The sequence below is a fragment of the Compostibacter hankyongensis genome, from assembly GCF_039541075.1.
Taxonomy (GTDB): domain Bacteria; phylum Bacteroidota; class Bacteroidia; order Chitinophagales; family Chitinophagaceae; genus Compostibacter; species Compostibacter hankyongensis.
Genome location: NZ_BAABFN010000022.1, coordinates 27740 through 48696 on the forward strand (window position 1 = coordinate 27740; position 20957 = coordinate 48696).

General features: G+C 54.0%; 18 protein-coding genes. 12 read left to right on the forward strand and 6 right to left on the reverse strand.

Going from position 1 to position 20957, the window contains the following annotated elements; genetic code table 11:
• Positions 1-5 precede the first annotated feature (5 nt).
• Positions 6-1394 carry an exonuclease domain-containing protein gene (locus tag ABD851_RS16190; RefSeq protein WP_344981238.1) on the reverse strand — a complete coding sequence of 463 codons (1389 nt, stop codon included), beginning with the start codon at positions 1392-1394 and terminating at the stop codon, positions 6-8.
• A gap of 132 nt (positions 1395-1526) precedes the next feature.
• Between ABD851_RS16190 and ABD851_RS16195 the strand changes: the two genes are divergently transcribed.
• The 5 genes from ABD851_RS16195 (at position 1527) to ABD851_RS16215 (ending at position 6920) form a co-directional block, all read left to right on the forward strand.
• Positions 1527-2558 carry a sensor histidine kinase gene (locus ABD851_RS16195; RefSeq protein ID WP_344981240.1) on the forward strand — a complete coding sequence of 344 codons (1032 nt, stop codon included), beginning with the start codon at positions 1527-1529 and terminating at the stop codon, positions 2556-2558.
• A complete protein-coding gene (locus tag ABD851_RS16200) occupies positions 2555-3259 on the forward strand; it encodes a LytR/AlgR family response regulator transcription factor (protein ID WP_344981242.1) in 705 nt (234 codons plus the stop codon). Before ABD851_RS16195 ends, ABD851_RS16200 begins: the two co-directional genes overlap by 4 nt.
• A gap of 118 nt (positions 3260-3377) precedes the next feature.
• On the forward strand, positions 3378-5645 hold the full coding sequence (locus ABD851_RS16205) for a TonB-dependent receptor (RefSeq protein ID WP_344981244.1): 2268 nt from the start codon (positions 3378-3380) through the stop codon (positions 5643-5645).
• A 30-nt stretch (positions 5646-5675) separates the two neighbouring features.
• Positions 5676-5993: a hypothetical protein gene (locus ABD851_RS16210; protein WP_344981246.1), complete on the forward strand. Its 318-nt coding sequence runs from the start codon at positions 5676-5678 to the stop codon at positions 5991-5993.
• Between the two features lie 159 nt (positions 5994-6152).
• Positions 6153-6920, forward strand: a complete 768-nt coding sequence (locus ABD851_RS16215) for a zinc metalloprotease (protein ID WP_344981248.1) — start codon at positions 6153-6155, stop codon at positions 6918-6920.
• Positions 6921-6957: 37 nt separating this feature from the next.
• Here the strand turns inward: ABD851_RS16215 and pdxR are convergent, their stop codons facing one another.
• A complete protein-coding gene (gene pdxR, locus ABD851_RS16220) occupies positions 6958-8484 on the reverse strand; it encodes a MocR-like pyridoxine biosynthesis transcription factor PdxR (protein ID WP_344981250.1) in 1527 nt (508 codons plus the stop codon).
• Between the two features lie 193 nt (positions 8485-8677).
• Between pdxR and ABD851_RS16225 the strand changes: the two genes are divergently transcribed.
• The 6 genes from ABD851_RS16225 to ABD851_RS16250 all read left to right on the forward strand — a co-directional run bounded on the left by ABD851_RS16225 (position 8678) and on the right by ABD851_RS16250 (position 14482).
• Complete coding sequence (locus tag ABD851_RS16225) at positions 8678-9622, forward strand: NADP-dependent oxidoreductase (RefSeq protein WP_344981252.1); 945 nt, start codon at positions 8678-8680, stop codon at positions 9620-9622.
• A 213-nt stretch (positions 9623-9835) separates the two neighbouring features.
• Positions 9836-10189 carry a SnoaL-like domain-containing protein gene (locus ABD851_RS16230; protein ID WP_344981254.1) on the forward strand — a complete coding sequence of 118 codons (354 nt, stop codon included), beginning with the start codon at positions 9836-9838 and terminating at the stop codon, positions 10187-10189.
• A 70-nt stretch (positions 10190-10259) separates the two neighbouring features.
• A complete protein-coding gene (locus ABD851_RS16235; RefSeq protein WP_344981256.1) occupies positions 10260-11231 on the forward strand; it encodes a bifunctional methionine sulfoxide reductase B/A protein in 972 nt (323 codons plus the stop codon).
• A gap of 14 nt (positions 11232-11245) precedes the next feature.
• Positions 11246-11539, forward strand: coding sequence for a GNAT family N-acetyltransferase (locus ABD851_RS16240; protein WP_344981258.1), 294 nt, complete (start codon positions 11246-11248; stop codon positions 11537-11539).
• A gap of 126 nt (positions 11540-11665) precedes the next feature.
• Positions 11666-12523: a dienelactone hydrolase family protein gene (locus tag ABD851_RS16245; protein WP_344981260.1), complete on the forward strand. Its 858-nt coding sequence runs from the start codon at positions 11666-11668 to the stop codon at positions 12521-12523.
• Between the two features lie 174 nt (positions 12524-12697).
• Positions 12698-14482 carry a hypothetical protein gene (locus ABD851_RS16250; RefSeq protein ID WP_344981262.1) on the forward strand — a complete coding sequence of 595 codons (1785 nt, stop codon included), beginning with the start codon at positions 12698-12700 and terminating at the stop codon, positions 14480-14482.
• Between the two features lie 85 nt (positions 14483-14567).
• On the opposite strand, the gene ABD851_RS16255 is transcribed toward ABD851_RS16250, so the two are convergent.
• The 4 genes from ABD851_RS16255 to ABD851_RS16270 all read right to left on the reverse strand — a co-directional run bounded on the left by ABD851_RS16255 (position 14568) and on the right by ABD851_RS16270 (position 18727).
• Positions 14568-15875 carry a hypothetical protein gene (locus ABD851_RS16255; protein ID WP_344981264.1) on the reverse strand — a complete coding sequence of 436 codons (1308 nt, stop codon included), beginning with the start codon at positions 15873-15875 and terminating at the stop codon, positions 14568-14570.
• A 56-nt stretch (positions 15876-15931) separates the two neighbouring features.
• Positions 15932-17398: a hypothetical protein gene (locus ABD851_RS16260; protein ID WP_344981266.1), complete on the reverse strand. Its 1467-nt coding sequence runs from the start codon at positions 17396-17398 to the stop codon at positions 15932-15934.
• Between the two features lie 45 nt (positions 17399-17443).
• Complete coding sequence (locus ABD851_RS16265) at positions 17444-17962, reverse strand: OmpA family protein (protein WP_344981268.1); 519 nt, start codon at positions 17960-17962, stop codon at positions 17444-17446.
• Between the two features lie 84 nt (positions 17963-18046).
• Positions 18047-18727, reverse strand: a complete 681-nt coding sequence (locus ABD851_RS16270) for a hypothetical protein (protein WP_344981270.1) — start codon at positions 18725-18727, stop codon at positions 18047-18049.
• A gap of 179 nt (positions 18728-18906) precedes the next feature.
• Between ABD851_RS16270 and ABD851_RS16275 the strand changes: the two genes are divergently transcribed.
• The gene (locus tag ABD851_RS16275) at positions 18907-20916 is read left to right on the forward strand and encodes an ATP-binding protein (protein ID WP_344981272.1); all 2010 of its coding nucleotides are present in this window, start codon (positions 18907-18909) and stop codon (positions 20914-20916) included.
• Positions 20917-20957: the final 41 nt, after the last annotated feature.

Below are 20957 nucleotides of genomic sequence, written 5' to 3' on the forward strand. Positions count from 1 at the left end.
CAAAGTTACGAAGCAGGAGGAAGCGCTCCCAACATCCGCACTTCAGCGGGATGAGCCTGTGCATACCGCAGCAGCAGCTGACGGATGTAGTCGTTACCGGGATAAGGCGTCAGCCGGGCCTTCCAGTCTTCTATGGCCTCCGGGAAGGATCCCGCCTCCACCTCTCCCATGCCGTAAAACAGGCCCCGCTCTACCAGCATGCAGCTTTGCTTACCGGCACCCGGACCGGGCAGGGCAATCACAAACGAAGGTTGTTCCTGCCGAAGCGAAGCCATGGCGGCCTCCACCCGGCGGTTATAGTCATGCGGCGCTTCCAGGCCGGTACAGGCGCCCCGGCAGCTTCCTTCCGCTACCGCGGTGCACGCGCCGCTACGTCGCTGCAAAAAGCAAAGGCGTGTACAAAGACCAAACTCACGGACCAGTCGACGCAGACAGGTCTGCCCTTCGATCAGCAGCGAAAAGGTCTCCAGCGGCTGCAGCTGCCGCCTCCGCTTTTCGATGGCCAGCCGGAGATAGCCCTGCTGATCCTCGAAAGCATACAGCCCGAATACCTGTTCCGGCCGCTTCTGCGCCCGGTTATATTCCGGCCAGCGCTGCCGGATCTCCACCGACTCCCGCACCAGCGCCGCCAGCTCGGTGGCGCAGACCTCAAAGGAAATGCGGTGTATCCGGCGCAAAAACTCCTGGCGCTGCCGGCCCGGGTTGTTGTTGGCAAAATGACTCCTCACCCGCCGGCTCAGGTTGCGCGCTTTGCCCACATAGATCACCTTATCCTGCCGGTCGTGGAAATAATACACACCCGGACTTTGCGGCAATGTTTCCAGCTGTTCCTCCGGCAGGTGCATCGGCAGAAAACGTTCGGGAGAATTCTTCTTGAGATGCTGCTGAAGATGTCCTTCGCGGTCGTCGCGGATCAGCAGGGTCAGCAGCTCAGCCGTAGCGGCGGCATCGCCGCCCGCACGGTGCCGGTGCTCCAGGGCAACGCCCAGCTGCCGGCAAAGACGACCCAGGCTGTAAGAGGGCAGTCCCGGCCATACCTTCCGGCTCAGCCTTACGGTACAGAGCTTCGGCGCCTCCAGCGTAAACCCGCTCTTTGCCAGCTGGTGTTTCAGAAAAGAATAGTCGAAGTTGACATTATGGGCCACGAAGATGTTCCCCTTCAGCAGCCCGAAGAGCTCGGCAGCTATGGCCTCAAATACCGGCGCATCCGCCAGCAAAGCGGGCGTGATGCCGGTAAGGGCCTGTATATAGGGCGGCACCGGCTGCCGCGGGTTGACCAGCGTCTCCCAGGTGCGCACCACACGGGCGCCGTCGTGCAAGACCACGGCTACCTCCGTAATACCGGCTGCCGTCGCATTCCCCCCGGTAGTTTCTATATCTACAACCGCATACATACCATCGCATTAAACATTCACGAATGTACACAATTCGCCACATCTGTCCTGTTGATCGCTAAAAACGGGGGCTTCGTCTCTATCTTTTCTTATCCTCCCCGGCTGCCGTTAAATTTGCGATCTTTATACGATATGACCGTCTTTAAAATTTCCCACCGGCAAATCACCCTTGCGCTCCATATCCTGATCTGGAGCGCCTTGCTCCTATTGCCCTGGCTGCTCCGTACACCCGGCGAGTCCTACGATACTATTACAACGCTGCCCGCCCCGTTTTTCCTGCTGACCGTCCTGCTGCATGCAGGGCTGTTTTACAGCAATGCTTTTTTCTTTTATCCCCGGCTGTGCAACAAAAGAAGATGGTGGCTGTATCTGCTCTGTTTTATCCTGCTCGTTATCGCTGGGAACGCGTTGAAAGCGACCCTGCTGCAAACCTGGTATCCTGAGATACCGCTTTACGGCGTAAACGCCCGGTTCATCTTTGCCCCCACATTCTTTGCCCTGCTGGCCGGCACGGTCTATCGCTTTGCCGCCAACAGAATCAACGCGGAAAAAGCACAGAAGGAAAAACAGTCCGAACAGCTGGCCATGCAACTGAAATTTCTCCGTTCCCAGGTGAGCCCGCACTTCCTGTTCAATGTGCTGGCCAATCTGGTATCCCTGGCCCGGAAAAAATCCGACCGGCTGGAACCCTCCCTGATCATGCTCTCCGACCTGATGCGCTATATGCTTTATGATTCGGATGATAAAAAGGTATCCCTCGAAAAAGAAGCGGGTTATCTCAAAAGCTATATCGCCCTGCAGCAGCTCAGGTTCGGTCATGATGTGGACATCCGCGTCGCCATCGAACTTCCTGCTGATGCAGACCGCTACCGGATAGAACCCATGCTCCTGATCCCCTTCGTGGAAAACGCCTTCAAGCACGGGGTGGGCTGGATAAAGGATCCGCGTATCGGGATAGCGCTGAATGCGCAGGAAGGACAGCTCAGCTTCCGTGTGGAAAACAAATTCAACCCGGCCGACAACGGCCCCAAGGACGCTTCCTCCGGCATCGGGCTGGCCAACGTAAAATCGCGGCTGCTCCTGCTCTATCCACAGCGACACCGGTTGGCCATCTCGCAGGAAAATGATACCTTTCATGTCCACCTGACCCTGCAACTGCAATGATGCGCTGTATCGCCATAGACGACGAAAAGCTGGTGCTGGAGCTGCTGGAGGACAATATCCGGCAGGTTCCCTTCCTGGAGCTGGTAAAATCCTGCCGAAACGTGATGGAGGCTGCCGCCGTGCTGCAGCAGGAAAAGATAGACCTGATCTTTCTTGACATACAGATGCCCAGGTTGGACGGGTTGTCGTTCCTCCGCTCCCTCCCGCACCCGCCCATGACCATACTCGTCACCGCCTACGAACAATATGCGCTCGAAGCCTTTAATCTCAATGCCGTGGATTACCTGCTGAAGCCCGTATCCTTCGAGCGGTTCCTGCAGGCCTGTAACAAGGCTTATGAACGGCACCGGCTGCAGCAGGCAGCTGCGCCCGCCGCCGGGGAGAAGCCCGGCCATTTCTTCGTCAACGTTGAGTACACGCTGGTTAAGATAGTCGTGGACGATATACGGTATATCGAAGGGTTAAAAGACTATATCAAAATCCATCTCACGGGCAACCGGAAACCGGTTATCACCCGCATGAGCCTGAAGGCTATGGAAGAAAAGCTGCCGCCCGGCAGTTTCATCCGCGTACATAAATCCTATATCGTGGCGGCAGACAAGATCACCACCATCAAACGCGATCTGGTTTATATCGGCGATACCGAGCTGCCGCTGAGCGAATCCTATAAAGCTGCACTGGACAAGCTGACCGGAAGATAAAATAGACGGATATCCCCGGTTCATCGCAACACCTGCCCCGCTCCTCTATTCTCCGTTTTTTGCGCTGTTTCTGAAGATAGTTTTGTCATAGCAATCAAAAATGACAAAAACAGCAATCATGAAACCGATCATCCTACTTCCGGCACTTTTTCTCCTAATCTTGCTTTTGTCTCCTTCCGCAAAGGGGCAGAACTTAACCGGTCACGATAAGATCATCCTCTCCGGCATGGTAAAAAACCGCGCACAGCAGGCTGTCCCCTTTGCCAGCCTGAAGATCCGCGGTACAGACGAGGGCACCACTACCGACAGCCTGGGTCGTTTCAGCTTTTCCGCTTCCGCTTCGGGAGAGCAGACCCTGGTGGTTTCCTCCATCGGATTCAATACCTATACACAGCCCGTCAACCTGCAGGGAAAAGACATCACTATGCAGATCGTTCTGCAGCCACGCCGGCAGGAGCTGCAGGGCGTGGTGATCAGCGCGGGAAGCTTTGAGGCCAGCGACAAGGCGAAAGGCGCCTCGCTGACCCCGATGGATGCGGTTACCGTAGCGGGCAGCAACAACGACCTGGCCACGGCGCTGCGTTCCCTACCGGGTGCGCAGCAGATCGGGGAACAGGCCGGGCTTTTTGTCCGCGGCGGCACCGGAGAAGAAACCAAGCAGTTCATAGACGGCATGCTGATGCCTTTTCCGAACTACCCGTCGATACCGGGCCTGCCCCAGCCTGCCCGCGTAGACCCCTTTCTTTTCCAGGGTATCCTGTTCAGCTCCGGCGGTTATTCCGCACTGTACGGGGAGGCCATGAGCAGCGCGCTCATCCTCAACAGTGTAGATCTTCCCGACAGATCGTCGGCCGACTTCAGCGCATTCCTGCCCGGTAACCTCAGTGCGGGGTTCCAGAAGATCACCGGGGACAAAAAAGGCAGCTACGGCATCAGCGGAAGTTATAACAACCAGCATCTCTATAACCGGATCGTACCCCAGGAGCCGGACTATTTCTATGGCCCGGAATATTACAACGGTAATGCCAACCTGGGAAGAAAAATCGGCAAGACGGGAATGCTGAAGCTGTATGTAAGCTGGGATCACGGCCATACCGCCCTGCGCAATCCTGATGTCGACAGCCTTTCCCTGAAATCGGCTTACACATCGAAAAGCCGCAACCTGTATGCTCATGTCAATTACCGGCAGCTCCTGGGCGACAGCTGGAAGATCAGCGCCGGCCTGGCCTACGACGATAACCGGGATGAGGTCAATACCCGGCTCCTGGACCGGGATAACCAACAGGTATTTCTTTCTCATGATCCGTACCGCTACAAGAACAGCGATTTTCTGACACGCTCCGTCTTTGCCCAGGGGCGGTTGGTCCTGACGCATATGTTCGGACGCAACCAGTCAATCGATTTCGGTGCGGAACATTTCTATACGCGGGACCGGTTCACACACAACGATTCCCTGTCTGCGCTTACCGATCATCTTTCAGCCGTTTTTGCAGAGGGCAATCTCCAGCTCAGCTCCCATATTTCCGCACGCGCCGGCCTGCGGATGGAATATTCCTCCCTGCTCGGACGCACTACCTGGTCGCCCCGGCTCAGCCTGGCTTACCGGATCAGCGACGGCGCGCAGTTCAACGCCGCTTATGGCATGTTCTACCAGAAACCGGATAATGTCTACCTGTTCGCCAACCGGCGGCTGGACTTCTCCCGGGCCGATCACTACGTGATCAATTTCACCCGAAAGGCCGATAACCGCTTCTTCAGGATCGAAGCTTATTACAAGCAATATCATGACCTGGTAAAGACCGATCCGGCATATGACAATAACGGGAAGGGGTATGCCAAAGGTATAGAATTGTTCTGGCGCGATAAAAAGACGATACCCGATCTGGATTACTGGGTTTCCTATACCTACCTGGATACCAAAAGGGATTTTCTCGACTATCCGTATACGTTGCGCCCGGCTTTTACATCGCCGCACACCGCAACGCTGGCGGTCAAGAAATTCTTTCCCGGCATCAGCACCAGCGTGAATGTATCCTATGCTTTCGCTGCGGGACGTCCGTACTACGACATAGCGGAACAGCCGGAGGGGCCGGCCCGGGTCCGCGACGAGGGCCATACCCGCGCTTACAATGTAGTTAACCTGCATATCGCTTACCTGTTCAATATGTTCAAAAAATGGAAACAGCCCGCCTTCTCCGGGGTAGCCCTCGGCGCCAATAACCTGCTGGGCACCCGCCAGGTGTTCGGGTATAACTACAGCAGCAACGGACTTAATAAGATCCCCGTTACGCCGCCTGCCCGGCGGTATTATTTCATCGGCTTCTTCACCAGCTTCGGCGTGGACCGCACCAGCGATTTCATGGATAACATGGATAGTAATCTGTAACGCATTTATTCACTTCAAAAATCAAACGTCATGGCATTCGTATTATTGATCATCCTGCGGGTATTGTTTATTGCCTGCATGGTATTCATCATCGGTTATGTATTCGGTTCCTTTTCCAAAAAACCGGCGCTCAGGACCATCACCCGGGTGGCCACGATCCTCGTGATCCTGATCTACATCGGCATGAACATCTTTGTCATGCGCGGGATCAGGGGCAACGGGTACGGCTGGTGCCACCGCGGCTATCCCGCCGAACGGCACTGGCGGCATGACGGTTTCCCGGAACACCGGCAGGGACCGCCCGCCGCTTATCCCGGCACGGACTCCACGGCCCGTCCCACCCGGTAAACCGAATCAGCACAGCTTTTATCCGCCGCACAGCAGGATATGCCGTTGCCCTCCGGGGTCAGACGCAGGCATTTCCCGGCTGCGCGGCGGACGCTGTTGACGGCAGAGATGCTGAAACAGAATTTTTATATCTTTAGCAGGATCATTACAGATATAACCATGGACAAAGCCAGCAGAAACAATCTCTTTACCGCCTTCGCCCTTTTATGCCTGATCTGCTCCTGCAGCAAAAAGGACGATAGCTCAGCCGGGGATTCCAAGGGGGAAAATTACAGTCAACAGGCTCCCGGAAAATCTGCCCATGACCTGCTCACAGCGGACAGGTTTACCACCCTGAATATCGAAGTGCTTTATATGAAAGGATACGCGCCGGACGGAGCCGCTATCGAACAGTGGAAAGAATTCCTAAGCAGCCTGGTACATAAACCGGGCGGGATCCGTATCACACAGACCCAACTGCCCGCATCGGGAAAAGAAGAGCTTTCCCTGAATGACATCATAAGCATAGAAAAAAAATACCGCAAGTCCTATACGCACGATAATGAGCTGGATGTCTCGCTGATTTATACGGATGGCGGATATACCGATCCGGATGTATTGGGCATTGCCTACCGGAACACTTCTATATGCCTGTTCGGAAAAACCATTGCCACTCATTCCGGAAACGTCGGACAGGTAAGCCGGACCAAGCTTATGGCTACGGTACTGGAGCATGAATCCGGGCACCTCCTTGGCCTGGTGAATACCGGCTCCGACATGCAAGCCGACCATGAAGACCGGGAACATATCCATCACTGCAACAACCAGAATTGCCTGATGTATTATGCTGCTGAAACCACAGACATACTGGGCGTCATTATTTCCGGGAATATTCCTCCTCTTGACGACAACTGCCGCAATGATCTGAAAGCGAACGGAGGTCAATAAACGGGGCAACTGACCGCGCCTTCCGCGATTTCTCCTGTCATCTTGCCGCAAACGGAGCCAGGGCCTGTTTCCATATATGAATGGCGCCGGCCATTTCCGTTTCATCTAAAGAACAGTAACCTATGCGTATGAAGTCACGTGGCGTAGAAACATTCGGTTGAAAAAAATAATTACTACCATCGCTGATCTTTAATCCCAGCTTTCCTGCATTCAGGGCAACGGCGCTGGCGCTTATATTCTTTCTGTAGGTTGCCCAGATGGCCAATCCACCGTTCGGCCGGTCAAACGTTAAATATTCTCCCAGCTGCTCCCGAAGCAACCGGCAGGTATTTTCCAACCGGTCCTGATAAACCTTGTGCGACTTTTTGATGTGCCGGGCAATATCACCGGTGCTTAACAGCTCGGCGGTCGCTTCTTCCAGCAGCTGTTCGCCTTGCCGGTCAATCAATTTACGAAGGGCAGCGGCTTCGTTTATGACCACTTCAGGAGCCACCATAAACCCGATCCGGATGCCGGGTGCAATGCTTTTGCAAAAGGAACCCACATAAATAATATGCCTGCCCATATCCAGACTTGCCAAAGGCAAAAGAGGACTGCTGGTAAAGTGATAATCAAAATCATAATCATCTTCAAGCAATGCAAATCCGTACTGGCGGGCCAGGTCCATTAGGCGCATGCGCCGCTCTGCACAGAGGGTAACCGTGGTAGGCCGGTGATGATGCGGGATAATGTAGACCATCTTAGGCACCTTCTTTTTACACAACCGCTCAATCCGGTCTACATCCATACCGTCTTTATCTACCGGGACGAATACCAGATTTGCTCCTGCCAGCTTAAAGGTTTGATTCGCATCCATATAGCCTGGTTCCGGGACGCATACAGTATCCCCGGGACGTATGAGCAGCTGCGCAGTTAAATAAATGGCCATCTGCGTTCCTTTGGTGATCAGTATCTCTTTTTCTGTGACCTGCATCCCTCTGGTCCGGTTTAGAAATTTAGCCAGTTCGACCCGGAGACGATAGGAACCCTGCTCCGGGCCATACATAAGAAATTGGCTTGATGACCGGCCCTTCCCAAATCTTCTGTATTCCCGCACCAGCTGATCAATCGGGGCAATTCTGGGATCAGGAAAGCCGTCATCGATTTTATACAGCGGCGGAGGTACTTTCAGGTCATTGACGCTCCTATCCGGATCTGTTAGGATACCGCCATCAGAAGCGCGTTGCTTGATCAACGGATAAGCAGGTTGCCGGCTGCGCCTTAACTTTTTGCTATTTTCCTCAATGGTACGAGCCGAAGTATCCGGCAGATGACTGGAAACATACACGCCGCTTCTATCCTTGGTTTCTACCCAGCCCTGCGCATCCAACTCCTCGTAGGTCGCCACCACCGTTTTACGATTGAGCTGCAGGCTTTGCGCCAGTTCGCGTGAAGACGGCAGCGCCTGGCCCGGCTTCAGGATGCCGCGGCAAATCAGCTGTATGATTTCCGATTCCAATTGCAGGTATAAAGGACTATGCTGCCCGTCTTTTTTGAATGAAACCTCAAGAATCTTTTTTATCATAACTGGACCCCTGTATTTTTTGAAATTGGACCCTCAAGGTAACCAAATTAAAGGTTAGTTTTATACGGCTATTAAAAAGTCATTGTACAACTTTCAATATTAAGATCATGCTGAAAACAGGATGGAGCACAACAGTGTACGACCGCATCGCTCCATTAAGGAGATGGATGATGAACAAACAGGGAGGTCTGTTATGAAGGCGATCGTAGTAACGGACCAGGCGGCAGGAACAGCCGGGATGAAGTTGGTGGAACGGCCTGAGCCACATGCAGCGGGACTCGACAATCTCTCCGGCGTAGGCTATGGCGATGTCGTCGTCCAGGTTCATGCGTCGGGTTTCACCGGGGATGAGCTCACATGGCCCTCTACCTGGACCGATCGGCTCGACCGTGACCGGACGCCGTCTATTCCCGGACACGAGCTGGCCGGAGTGGTTATCGCCCTCGGCTATGGAACAACAGGGTTGTCGGTAGGACAGCGGGTATTCGGCCTCACAGACTGGTATCGCGACGGGACGCTGGCGGAGTATACGGTCGTCGAGACACGCAACCTCGCGCCGCTGCCGGGCGATGTTGACTTCACGATGGGCGCAGCCCTCGTGATGCCGGGCCTGACCGCGTGGCAGGGGCTGTTCGAGCACGGCCGCCTTCAGGCGGGACAGCGTGTGCTTGTGCACGGTGCGGCCGGGGTGGTCGGCTCGATGGCAACCCAGCTCGCACGTGAAGCCGGAGCGTATGTTATCGGTACCGGGCGCGCCGGCGGCCGTCAGACAGCGCTTGACTTCGGCGCGCAGGAGTTTGTAGACCTCGACAACGACACCCTGGAAGATGTCGGCAGTGTCGATCTGGTTTTCGATGTCCTCGGCGGAGACATCGCAAAGCGGTCTGCAGGCATGATCCGGGCCGGAGGAACGCTGGTCACCATCACCGGCCCTACCGAGGCGCGGCCTGCTGACGGCCGGACGGTTGACTTCATCGTCGTACCCGATCGCGACCAACTGGGTGAGATTGTGCGGCGGGCACGGGACGGACGGCTGCGGACAAACATCGGCAACGTCTCTACCCTCGATGACGCCGTTGCCGCCTTCAATCCGGCCAAGCGGGTCAAGGGAAAAACGATCATCCGCATCCGCCCCTGAGGAACCGGCGAAATCAAGCGGCTATAGCTACCCGGAGCATCCCTGCCCGCCATTGAACGAACGGGCAGAAATCGCAGCGTAACCCATTCCATCTGCAATAAGGGCGCAACATACCGGCGCCGTCCGGCATAGCACGCTCACGCGCAAGGACAAGCAAGCCTTTAGTCATAAATCCGGCACACACATTATTCACATTCAAAAAAAAAACAAAAAATGGAAAAGCATCTTCAGGAACTCGTAAACGCCATGAATGAATTGGTATCAAAAGGTCAGCTTACCGACGCGGCCGAAAAATACTTCGCACCGAATATCAAGACCATCGAATATGACGGCTCGGTAACGGAGGGAAAACAAGCGGCCCTAAAAAAACTAACCGACTTTGTGAGCTCCATTCAAAAGGTGAAAAAAATTGAGCTGCTCCGATCTGCTTCTGATGATAACGCCTCCTTCTCGGAATACATTTTAGATCTCGATATGAAGGACGGAAGCAATATCTATCTGCATGAGATAATCCGGTCATTATGGGAAAACGGCCAGGTTGTAGAAGAACGGTACTTCAAAGGATAACGATTCCTTTGTTTTCAACGACAAAGGGTTTACGATCGAATCAATTTTTTTACTTAAGGAAAATACGCTCATGTTAAGATGGCTTGATATCATAAAATTTGCAAATAACGGTACTCCCGCTCCCGATAAAAGAGTGGAAAAAACGCCGGAAGAGTGGAAAGCACTTCTTACAGAAGAGCAGTTCAAGATTACACGACTTAAAGGAACAGAGCGGGCCTTTAGCTCGGAACTCTGTTCCTATTTTGCGCCGGGCAGATATGTTTGTGTTTGTTGTGATACGGCGCTTTTTGATGCGGAAGAAAAATTCGAAAGCGGAACGGGCTGGCCATCCTTCACCCAACCGATAAAAGAAAATGCGGTTGCCTATCACAAAGACCGCTCCCTCGGCATGCAGCGAATAGAAGCGCGCTGCAATACTTGCGATGCGCACCTGGGTCACGTCTTTCAGGACGGCCCCATGCCCAGCGGACTTCGCTATTGCATCAACGCGCTTTCGTTGAAAAAAGTAGCTGTCAGCGAAAAGAAAATAGACTTTGGCGGAGGCTGCTTCTGGTGTACTGAAGCTATCTTTCAGCGACTGAGGGGCGTAATAAAGGTTGAAAGCGGCTATAGCGGAGGCACGGTTATTAACCCTACCTACAGGGAAGTTTGCAGCGGTACAACCGGACATGCCGAAATAGTCGAAATTACTTACAAGCCCGAAGAAATTTCCTTTGAGGATTTACTGAAAATACATTTAAGCACCCATAATCCCACGACTGTTGACAGACAGGGGGCAGATAGCGGCTCCCAATACCGGAGCATAATCTTTTACAGAAACGAAGAGGAGAAACAGACGGCCATGCGGGTTATTGACGAAGCGCAGAAGTCATATTCGGACATGATCGTTACTCAGCTGCAAATGTTCGAACATTTTTATAAAGCTGAAAATTATCATCAGGACTACTACAATCAAAATCAGGAAGCTGGATATTGCCAGGCGGTCATTAATCCCAAACTGTCAAAGTTCAGGGATTTGTACCATGACAAATTAAAACAATAGCAAAAAGCACGATTATGGAAACAATTGACATACACGAAGGCGATAACGGAATTACCTTTTTTTCACTCAAAATTGATGATCGTGAAGTGGGCAGAATGATGATTGATATTTCTCCCGGTATATTGAGAGCGGGGCACACTGGCGTTGATCTTTCACAACGCCACAACGGCTATGGTAAAAAATTGGTGGAGGCGGTAGTCGACTATGCACGTAAAAATGATCTGAAAGTGATAGCGGACTGCGGATTTGTAGCCATGATGTTTAACAAGTATCCTGAGCGCTATGGAGACATTCGGGGCACCAGGTAATTGAAATAATATCATGGCATTGACTAAAAATGAAATCAGCATGCTAATACAGGTAACCGGAAGCCCCGGTTCCTGAAAATCGGGAGGATCAGGGAAAATCCGTATCTTTAAAAAAAGCGTTTTCCCATGGACCAGCGTATCATCGATCTGTTCGACGAGTATACCCATAAGCCGCTGAAGCGCCACGAATTTATCAGCCGCCTCGTCAAGCTCACCGGCAGCATGGTAGCCGCCACCGCTATCCTGCCCCTGCTGGAAGTGCAGTATACCTCCGCCGCCACCATTACCGAGAGCGATCCCGACATCCTGACGGAAGAAATCACCTATGCCGGCGATCAGACCACGATGAAAGCCTATTTCGCCCGGCCCAAAGCCGCGGGTAAATACGGCGGCGTGGCGGTGATCCATGAGAACCGCGGACTCAATCCTCATATCCGCGATGTCGCCCGGAGGGTGGCCAAAGCCGGTTACCTCGCACTGGCCCCGGATGCCCTGTCCCCGCTCGGCGGCACCCCCTCAAACGAAGACCAGGCGAGGGAGATGTTCGGAAAGCTAAACGCGCAGCAAAACATCCGGAACTTCATGAACGGGCTCGGCTACCTGCGGAAACGGCCGGAATCCAACGGCAAGACCGGCTGTGTGGGTTTCTGCTGGGGCGGCGGCGTAGCCAACCAGCTGGCCGTGCACGATCCCCTGCTGAAGGTGGCCGTCCCCTATTACGGCATGCAGCCGGATGCCGCCGACGTACCCCGTATCAAGGCCGTGATGCAGCTTCATTACGGAGGACTGGACAAACGTATCGACGCGGGCATACCGGCTTATGAAGCCGCCCTGAAAGCAGCAGGCGTGCACTACGAGCTGTACGTCTATGAAGGCGCACAACATGCTTTTCATAACGATACCGCCCCTACGCGTTACAATAAGCAGGCCGCTACGCTGGCCTGGGAGAGGACCCTTCGCGCCTTCCGGGATAATCTTCGCTGATCCATCCGGAGAAATCTTCGCCGATCCTCGCGGGACAACCTGTTTCCACCCCCGCCCGGAATGTCCCGGAAAAATTTAACCGGAATCGCTTATATTGGCCTTTTTTTCATGCCGCCGTACAGCGGCATGCCGGTCTTTGCACACAAAGGCCGGCCTGAATCATAATCAGCCCGAATGAAACAACGCTTACTTTTCACCCTCCTGGCCGGACTGTCCGCCTCCTTCGCGGCAGCCCAGTCCCCTTCCCGGTCGTCGGACAAAACCACCGGAAACCAATACTGGAACAGCGATCTGAAGATCGTACCCTTCCGGCTTCCCCTGCCGCCGGCCGGGTATAAGCCCGTCTATATCGATCTGGACGGAGATGGCGATCCCGATATCCTGAAATCCATGACAAAAGACAGTATCCCCGTCCTGTGGGTGGACGACGACGATGATATGAAGGAAGGCGATTGGGAAGGGGATACCGACAGCGACTGCCTGCTGATAGACCGGAACAAAGACGGAAAATACGGTTCGTTCGGGGACCTGGTCATCGACTGGTCCGATACGGACGGAGACCAGCTGGCCGACATGCAGGTCATTGCGGATTATCCGTCTTCAAAGACGCCCAAGGCATGGCCCAACGGGCATTACATGTGGGTGCTGGACACCGATCATGATCAGGTTTTCAATTACGTGGACTGGAATACTTTCCGCCTGGAATCATGGGAGCACAGCGGCACTTCTGATTTCTTCCCGGACTACAGCGGACAAAGCATGTTCATGAAAGTGCATGCCGCCACGAACAGGATAGCCGATCTCCGGCTCAACTGGGAAAATCCTTTTCTCTTCTATGACCCGGATAAAGACGGCCTCTCTGAAATGGCCGTACGGCTGGTAGACCCGCCCGGCTACTTCAACGACCCGAAGCAGCAGACCAACCCGGAGACCATGCGCCTGTCGGGTAAGGTAAACTGGGTATCCATCGCCGTAGACCTGGACAACGACAACGGCACCGGCGATGAATTCGATTTTGACTTTACGCTGGGCTTCCGCGGGGAAGGATTCGACTACCGCGATCAGGTGCATACCTTTAAAAATATGGGGGGACTTGCCGCCGCCGACTCCTTTTTCCTGGATCCCCGGTTCCGTCATCTTGACCAGCTGATCTACGCCGACCACGAGCATGCCCTGCCCCTCATCTTCAACCGCGGGAAATGGGACCAGGTTTATTTCGTCTACGACGAAGACGACGACTGTCACCGCTGGGAAAGGGTGGAATTCCTGGACCCGCTGGATCCCTTTAAGACCGGCACCCGCAAAGGCGGTATCGACAACAATCCCCAGTCCGACCCTGCCGGCGACCGGGGCGAATGGGACCTGGATAATTCCGGAAAAGGACAGCTTTATATCAGCCGCTTCGACGGCAGGATGCATCTCTACGGCGCGGAGTGGGGCTGCTGGAGAATAGACCAGGAGGCCGCCGCCTACCAGGGATGGGACCGGCGCATCATAAAAACGGAACCCAAAACATTCGCCACCGTCAAATACGAGGATAGCGACAACAACGGTTTTTTTGACAAGATACGTTACGACCTCGACGGAGACACTACTTTTGAACAGACGGTAGACCTCAAATCCCTGGGTATAGACGATCGCTGCGAGCTGATCGACGTTTCCCGTTTCAGCTACCGTGATTATACCAATCTGCAGAAAAAAACTGCAGAACAGCTTTGGCAAAATGCCCAGGCTGCCGTAAAGGCGGCCAAACAGTACGGGCTGAACACGGCCTGGTACGCCAAGCTCCTGAGCGCATACTCCGTGCAGGAAAAGTACCACAACGGGTACTGGCTGCAGTTTTATATCTACAAAGACCTGGAAGATCTTTTTATGCGAAAGGGAGACCGCACCCTGCTGAAAGCTTTGAACAAAGCCTATTACGGATCAGACTGGAAAAGCCTGACAGCAACCCGGTAGGCCCGCGGCTATAAACCTCTGACGCGGCCGGGAGGTGCAAGGACCGGCGTATACCCGGGCTCTTATTGCCATTCGCATAGTCCTGCTACAGCGGTTTGCTGCACAGCAGGATCTCATCCGATTTTCCGCGGTCATACATGAACCAGGTCATATAGCTCCTGCCGTTGACAACAAGCTGCCGGGGATGAAGCGGGCTTTTTATGTCGGTGCCGTCGCTAAAGATAAGATAGTTGCCCTGACCGGCGCCGCCACCCAGAAAAGCCCAGGCCGAGGCTGCCGCATTACACCAACCCTGCCCGGGACTGGGCGCCTCGTCACTGATCTTTTTGCCGTTGAGATAAAGACCGGCCGGCTGCTTATTGGAACCGCTTTCCACCATTATGGAAAAGAGGTTGTTCCCGCTCAGGTCCAGCCAGGGATCGTTGATCGGAATATCCTTCAGCATCTTTCCGTTCTCAAAAACCGTACTCCCTTCCCCGGAATGCTCCATCATCTGCCGGGTCATTTGCTGCTGGAGCTGCTCTCTTTGGGTATCATCGGTGATTTTGGAAAGCGCAGCCATCTCCTCGTATCCCGCCGGAAGCAGCAGACAGGGGTGATCCAGGTCGCGGTTAAACAGTATGTCGCTGGCCAGTCCTATGCTCCGGGATTTACCCTGCCCGGAAACGAGCAGGTAATTCATCCTGGATGCATTCTCCGCATCAGGCAGCACAATGGCATAGAATTTTGACCGGGTCTTATCGACATACAGCTTGTTGACCGCCATATAAGGCCCGTATGTTTTCCCGTTAAAATGAATGGAAATCCGGAGACTTCCCGCCGCATCTCCGCTTACATAGCGATCGTACTCTTTATCGTTTCCCGGCGACAGCTCAACGGTCCACGGATAGTCATAGCGCCGGCTGGCATCGACCAACGCTTTGTCCAGTCCGCCCACAGTGGTCTCCTGACTTTTTTTACCATTCTCAAAAATATAAGCCGCATCCTTTTCCGAACCCATGCCCGCCTCGCTGAGGCTTTCGGCTTTGGTCATCACTCCCACGACGACGGTGGCCGTGATCATCGTATCCCGGACCGCTACGCCGGAATGATCTTCTATAAAATATTCTCCCTTCAGGAAGGCGGCGCTGCCGGCATGTACTACCGTTACACCTTGCTGCTCAAGACCGGATACCGATAGTTTTCCGCCCTGCGGGATATCGCTGCCCGGCCCGGGTTGCGCGGCATCTCCCCCGGCCGCATCTCCGGACAACGCCGTGCCGGCCACCTCCTTAACGGTGTTTTTCAACTTTTTCAGGAATTGCGCCTGGGCTGCTGTTACCAGCACCGTCAGGCCCGCAGCAAGGCCAAGCGCGCGGCTGCTCTTCAGTATGGTTTCTTTTCGGATAAGCATGATGGTTGTTTTTCTTGATGTCGTTTGTTCCCTGCAAAACGGATATACAGGCATCCTCAGGGCAGGCTGGTCAGGGTAAAGACCTTTTGATACCGGAACCGTCCCCCGTCGGCCGTAAAAGTGGTATCGTATACCCGGCTAAAAGAAGACTGCGCCTGCAGGCTTAGAGGTTGCTCCGAGGGAGGTTCAACCGAAACAAGGGGATGATCCACCGTGTTGGTCTGACATCCGCTCTCGTCACAGGCCGTTGCCGTCCAGGTACCGTCTACCAGCGCCGATTTCAATATACAGGTCAGCTCATTCGTCTCCGGGTTATAGCTGCCTCCCGTTATGGTGATGTTGCGGTAAGCCGTTGTTACCATGGAGAAAGTACCGTCAGGCACATGCAGGTAATCGATCTTATAAACGTCGTGGGTCTCCCGGTCATAGATTACTTTCTGCCCGGCATCCAGATGAAAGAAAACATTGTTGTTAAAGGATGTTACAATCTGGATACCCTCGCTTGAAGTGGCCGTTCCGGTGGTTTTGATATTCAGCCGCCATTTGCTGCCCATGATGCTCACATCCTGTACAAGATAGATACGGCCATGTTTCAGGGTTTGTATGCCGGCGGTAATGGCCACCGGATTTTGGCCGGGCACCTTCGAGGGAGCATGATAGGAAAAGGATTGGCTTCCGGTGATGGTGCCGGTCTGCGTATTTCCGTTCGCGACGCCGTTTACAAACCAGAAGTCGGGTTTCAGCGCATGCTGCTGCTCTTCTTCCGGGGTGGCCGGAGGCGGTACCAGCGGCGCCAGCAGGTTACAGTCCGCACAGCCGCTCAGGTCTACATTGTCGGCAGCGGTTACGGGATCGGCCACCAGGGGCGCCAGCAGCGCAATGTCGCCGTCGTCTGCATTATCCTTTTTTATCGTAGAAGGCGGCGCCCGCATAATGCACGTCAGGCTGGCAACAGCTTCCGTCGGCATATGAACGGTCCGCGCGTTATCTGTCGAATGCTGACCCTGGTACCGCAGGGTCAGGTGAAAACAGGTGTAGACGCTCCAATGACTGAAGTGGGTAATGGGTACGGCAAGCGTATGCTTTACCGTATCCACCACCCCGTTGATGGGCGCATACCACTTCCCGTCTTTGTCGTAACGGAAGGCTACCCCGATATTCCAGGGAGCGTTGCCTTTCAGCCAGGCGCTGTCATAATGGAAGGTAAGCCATACCGGTTTTCTAAAACGGGTACCTTCCGGCAGCAGGCGGAACTGATGCAGCAGCGCAGCGCTGTCTGCAAACCGGGCGTCGGAAGTACTTAGCTCCACGCGGGTGCCGGACATCATGGCGCCGGCCGGTATATTTAATGTAATCCTGCCGTCCTGCAGGGTAATGGCGGTATCCTGCCTATTGTAAGAAAGAGCAGCCCCGCCCGTGTCAGACGGAGGAACGGAAGGGTGTTCATCGTTGTCCTTGCTGCACTGTACACATACGGCAGCGAGGAGCAGAAAAAAGAAAGACAGATGGATAAATCGTTTCATAGCTGAGGATTGATAGGCAATAGAAAAAATAAAGTGTCCGGTTTTTTACAGCTTGATGAATTCAACACGCCTGTTGTTGGCTTTACCTTCGGCGGTATTGTTTTTATCTATGGGCTTGGTCTCTCCCAGCCCCTTTGTACTGAGACGGCTGCCCGCTATCCCCATCCCTGCAAGCGCGGTTTTCACAGCGCATGCCCTTTCAAGGGACAGCTTCATGTTGGCCGCATCATCACCGTCGCTGTCTGTATGCCCGTCAATCTCGAATTTCAGATCGCCGTGATCCTTCATCAGCCGTGCTATTTCGTTGAGCGTGCCCATGGATTCCGGTTTGATGACCGAGCTGTTGACGTCAAACAATATTCCGTGGGTAATGAATTTTCCGTCGGTAACAATTTTGTTGTACTTATCGTCTCCCCCGGCGGCTATACGCATATTCTTTATCTTAAAGCCATAATGCGGATCACCCAGGATCGCGAGATGACCGGCTCCCGCCGGCAGGGTATTGGACGCTGCTACGCGATATTGATCGATATAGACTTTCCCTATGTTTTTTCGAACATACACGGCGATATGGTGCCACCTGCCGCGCGTATACAGAGACCGGGTAACGGCTTCCGGAAACTTTATCTCCGCCGTTCCCGGACTTCCTCAGATCCCCCCCGATGCGCTTTGGATATAAAACCCGTATAAGGGATGATTACCGGAATGCTTATCGATGCTGTCGCGAAATTCGACGGCAAAGCTGTTGACATACCGGAAATAATTATCGTCCGGATTTTCGTACATCATGTCGAACTCCACGGTAAACTGCTCCGGCAGGTAGCTGCTGCTGTTCATGAGCGGGGACACCATTCCGCGGGTACCGGCTGCCATGTGCAACAGCTTCTGCCCTTCGTAACTTTGGATTTCAGCATTGCCTTTGTCGAGCGTAAACCGCGCAGGCAGCTCTCCGTCGGGCTCGCTGCTCAGATCGGGCTGGAAGATGATCCGGTCGCCCGGTACAAAATCATAGTTGTGATAATCTGCCATGGGAGCCGGAGCGACGGAAGGCGCGGCGGCATCCTCACGGGCAGACGCCGGAGGCGGAGCATCACGCTGCGTCTGCGGAGCCTGGGCTTCTTCTCCTTTTACAGCTTCGGCAGCTCCTTTTTTAACCTTGTCGACCGCGGCATCGGCGGCATTTCCGGAAGTATTTACCGCCTGCCTTTCGACGCGGTCTTTTACTTCATTTTTGATGCGTTTCCAAAGCTGGGCATCTGCATGCTGACGGAGGCCAAGCAAGAGCCCGAGCAGGAGAAGGCTTACAGAAAGACGGAGTGTTTTTTTCATGAGCATATGATTTGTGGAAGTTGCAGGTACAAATGTCCGCTACCTGCGCATGCCGGTCAATCCTGTAAAAGCAGGATTTCTGCATCTCCCCTGAAAAGGGGATTTTTAGGGAAGCGCTTGCGGGGTTGGTTTTTTTTGATGAATTTTATCAGAAAGACCGGCAACGGCTATCTACCGCTATGCGACAACCGCTACATGCTTTCCTCCTTTTCTGCCTGCTTTCCGGTTTCCTGACGCAGCTGCACGGGCAGGACAAGTATACAGACAGCCTTATACAAGAGCTGACAAAGCCGCTGCCGGACACCGCCCGGATCGGCATCCTCCTGACACTGGGAGATAAACGCGCCTACTACAACGGCGATGAAGCCAGGTCATATCTTACCACCGCCTATCAGCTGGCCCGAAAAAGCAGCCGGTATATGGATATGGGGACCGCCATGGCCTATACCGGCACGGTTTACTACTATAAAGATGATTATGACAGCGCGCTCTATTATTACCGGCAGGGTATCGCCCTTTTTAAAAAAGACACCTCCCTCGAGGCACGGTTAGCCGTTTTAACCGTAACGTCCGAAATCGGCGATGTGCGCGTAGACCGGGGAGATTTTACCACCGGCATCCGTATTTACCTGCAGGTGATCGACACGCTCAACCGGTATGCTCCGGAGGATCACAATGCCATCGGGAATACTTATGCGGCCATAGCCAACGTATACCGGCAGCTGCGGCAGTACAATAAAGCGCTCGGCTATTCTCAAAAAAGCCTGGCCGAGCTGGAGCAGGACAAAACCAAGCCGGTCGCCGCAGCCTTCTCCGCGCTGGCTGTAGCGGGCAACCTGATCTCGGTAAAGGATTTTAAAGCGGCAGAAGCCTATCTTAACCGTACAAAGGCGATCGCTCTGAAATTAAATTCCCCCACCCTGCTCTGTCAGTTGTACGGCACCCGGGGCAGCTTCTACGATAAGCAAGGTGATCTGAACGGGGCGGTGCGCGCTTACGAGCAAGCGTTCCGCTATGCGGAGCAGGCCGGGGATATTTACGGCCAGGTCAGCGCCCTGCTGCAGATGGGACTCATCAGCGCGGACCCGGAAAAAAAGGATTACGCCGCTGCCGGCGCCTATCTGGAGAAAGCCCTGATCCTTACCCGCGCTACCGGTGATAAACACCGTGAAGCGCGCACGCTGAAGAATCTGGCCGAAGTGAAAAGTCAGCAGCACCGCAATAAAGCGGCTGTTGATTATTACCGGCAATATATCCGGCTCAGCGACAGCCTCAACGAAACGGAAACCCAGGAAAAAATCAACGAAATAGAGAACAAGTACCAGGCCGGGAAAAAGCAGCTCCGGATCATCACCCTGCAAAAAGACAAACAGCTGCAACAAGCCGCCCTTCACCGGAAAGGCATGCTGAACATTGCCCTCATCGCCGGCTGCGCGCTGCTGCTGCTGATCGGGACGCTTGTTTATAAGAACTTTAAAAACAAGCACCGCCTGCTCAGGCAGGAGGAGGCATTGCATACGCAACAGATTGCCGAGCTGGAAAAAGAACGGCAGCTGGTAGCTGCCCAATCCGTACTGAAAGGGCAGGAAGAAGAAAGAAGCCGCCTGGCCCGCGATCTGCATGACGGCGTGGGCGGTCTGCTGTCAGGAGTAAAATTAGCTTTGTCAACCATGAAAGGAAATGTATTTTTATCAGAGCAGCATGCCCGGTCGGTGAACCATATCATCGATCAGCTGGACCGGTCGATCACGGAGCTGCGCCGGGTATCGCACAACATGATGCCGGAAGCCCTGATCAAATTCGGGTTAAAGGAAGCCCTGGAAAACTACTGTGAAAACCTGAACCTGTCGGGAAAGATCACCGTCCGCCTTCAGACCTATGGTCTCGAAGAGCGTATGGAACAAAATACCGAAATCGTACTGTACCGCATTATCCAGGAGCTGCTCAACAACGTGATCAGGCATGCCGAAGCTGACAAGGTGCTCATACAGTTCATGCGAAAAGAGAACCGTTTCAGCCTTACTGTCGAAGACAACGGAAAAGGTTTTGATACGGAGGGCATATCCGGACAGGGAGGAGCGGGCCTGGCCAATGTCAGGGCTCGGGCGGAATACCTGGACGGTACGGTGGATATCCGGTCCGCGCCCGGAGAGGGCACCTCGGTAACGGTTGACGGCACTTGCGGATAACCGCTCTTTACGATGCGGCATTTTTCATGATAACCAAGCGA

Excerpts from the sequence above, each read along its gene's own strand:
- ABD851_RS16270 (WP_344981270.1), bottom strand. The coding sequence starts at position 18,727 with ATGAAAAAAACACTCCGTCTTTCTGTAAGCCTTCTCCTGCTCGGGCTC.
- ABD851_RS16235 (WP_344981256.1), top strand. The coding sequence starts at position 10,260 with ATGTTAAGATGGCTTGATATCATAAAATTTGCAAATAACGGTACTCCC.
- ABD851_RS16225 (WP_344981252.1), top strand. The coding sequence starts at position 8,678 with ATGAAGGCGATCGTAGTAACGGACCAGGCGGCAGGAACAGCCGGGATG.
- pdxR (WP_344981250.1), bottom strand. The coding sequence starts at position 8,484 with ATGATAAAAAAGATTCTTGAGGTTTCATTCAAAAAAGACGGGCAGCAT.
- ABD851_RS16275 (WP_344981272.1), top strand. The coding sequence starts at position 18,907 with ATGCGACAACCGCTACATGCTTTCCTCCTTTTCTGCCTGCTTTCCGGT.
- ABD851_RS16200 (WP_344981242.1), top strand. The coding sequence starts at position 2,555 with ATGATGCGCTGTATCGCCATAGACGACGAAAAGCTGGTGCTGGAGCTG.
- ABD851_RS16245 (WP_344981260.1), top strand. The coding sequence starts at position 11,666 with ATGGACCAGCGTATCATCGATCTGTTCGACGAGTATACCCATAAGCCG.
- ABD851_RS16260 (WP_344981266.1), bottom strand. The coding sequence starts at position 17,398 with ATGAAACGATTTATCCATCTGTCTTTCTTTTTTCTGCTCCTCGCTGCC.
- ABD851_RS16250 (WP_344981262.1), top strand. The coding sequence starts at position 12,698 with ATGAAACAACGCTTACTTTTCACCCTCCTGGCCGGACTGTCCGCCTCC.
- ABD851_RS16215 (WP_344981248.1), top strand. The coding sequence starts at position 6,153 with ATGGACAAAGCCAGCAGAAACAATCTCTTTACCGCCTTCGCCCTTTTA.
- ABD851_RS16230 (WP_344981254.1), top strand. The coding sequence starts at position 9,836 with ATGGAAAAGCATCTTCAGGAACTCGTAAACGCCATGAATGAATTGGTA.
- ABD851_RS16255 (WP_344981264.1), bottom strand. The coding sequence starts at position 15,875 with ATGCTTATCCGAAAAGAAACCATACTGAAGAGCAGCCGCGCGCTTGGC.
- ABD851_RS16210 (WP_344981246.1), top strand. The coding sequence starts at position 5,676 with ATGGCATTCGTATTATTGATCATCCTGCGGGTATTGTTTATTGCCTGC.
- ABD851_RS16205 (WP_344981244.1), top strand. The coding sequence starts at position 3,378 with ATGAAACCGATCATCCTACTTCCGGCACTTTTTCTCCTAATCTTGCTT.
- ABD851_RS16240 (WP_344981258.1), top strand. The coding sequence starts at position 11,246 with ATGGAAACAATTGACATACACGAAGGCGATAACGGAATTACCTTTTTT.
- ABD851_RS16195 (WP_344981240.1), top strand. The coding sequence starts at position 1,527 with ATGACCGTCTTTAAAATTTCCCACCGGCAAATCACCCTTGCGCTCCAT.
- ABD851_RS16190 (WP_344981238.1), bottom strand. The coding sequence starts at position 1,394 with ATGTATGCGGTTGTAGATATAGAAACTACCGGGGGGAATGCGACGGCA.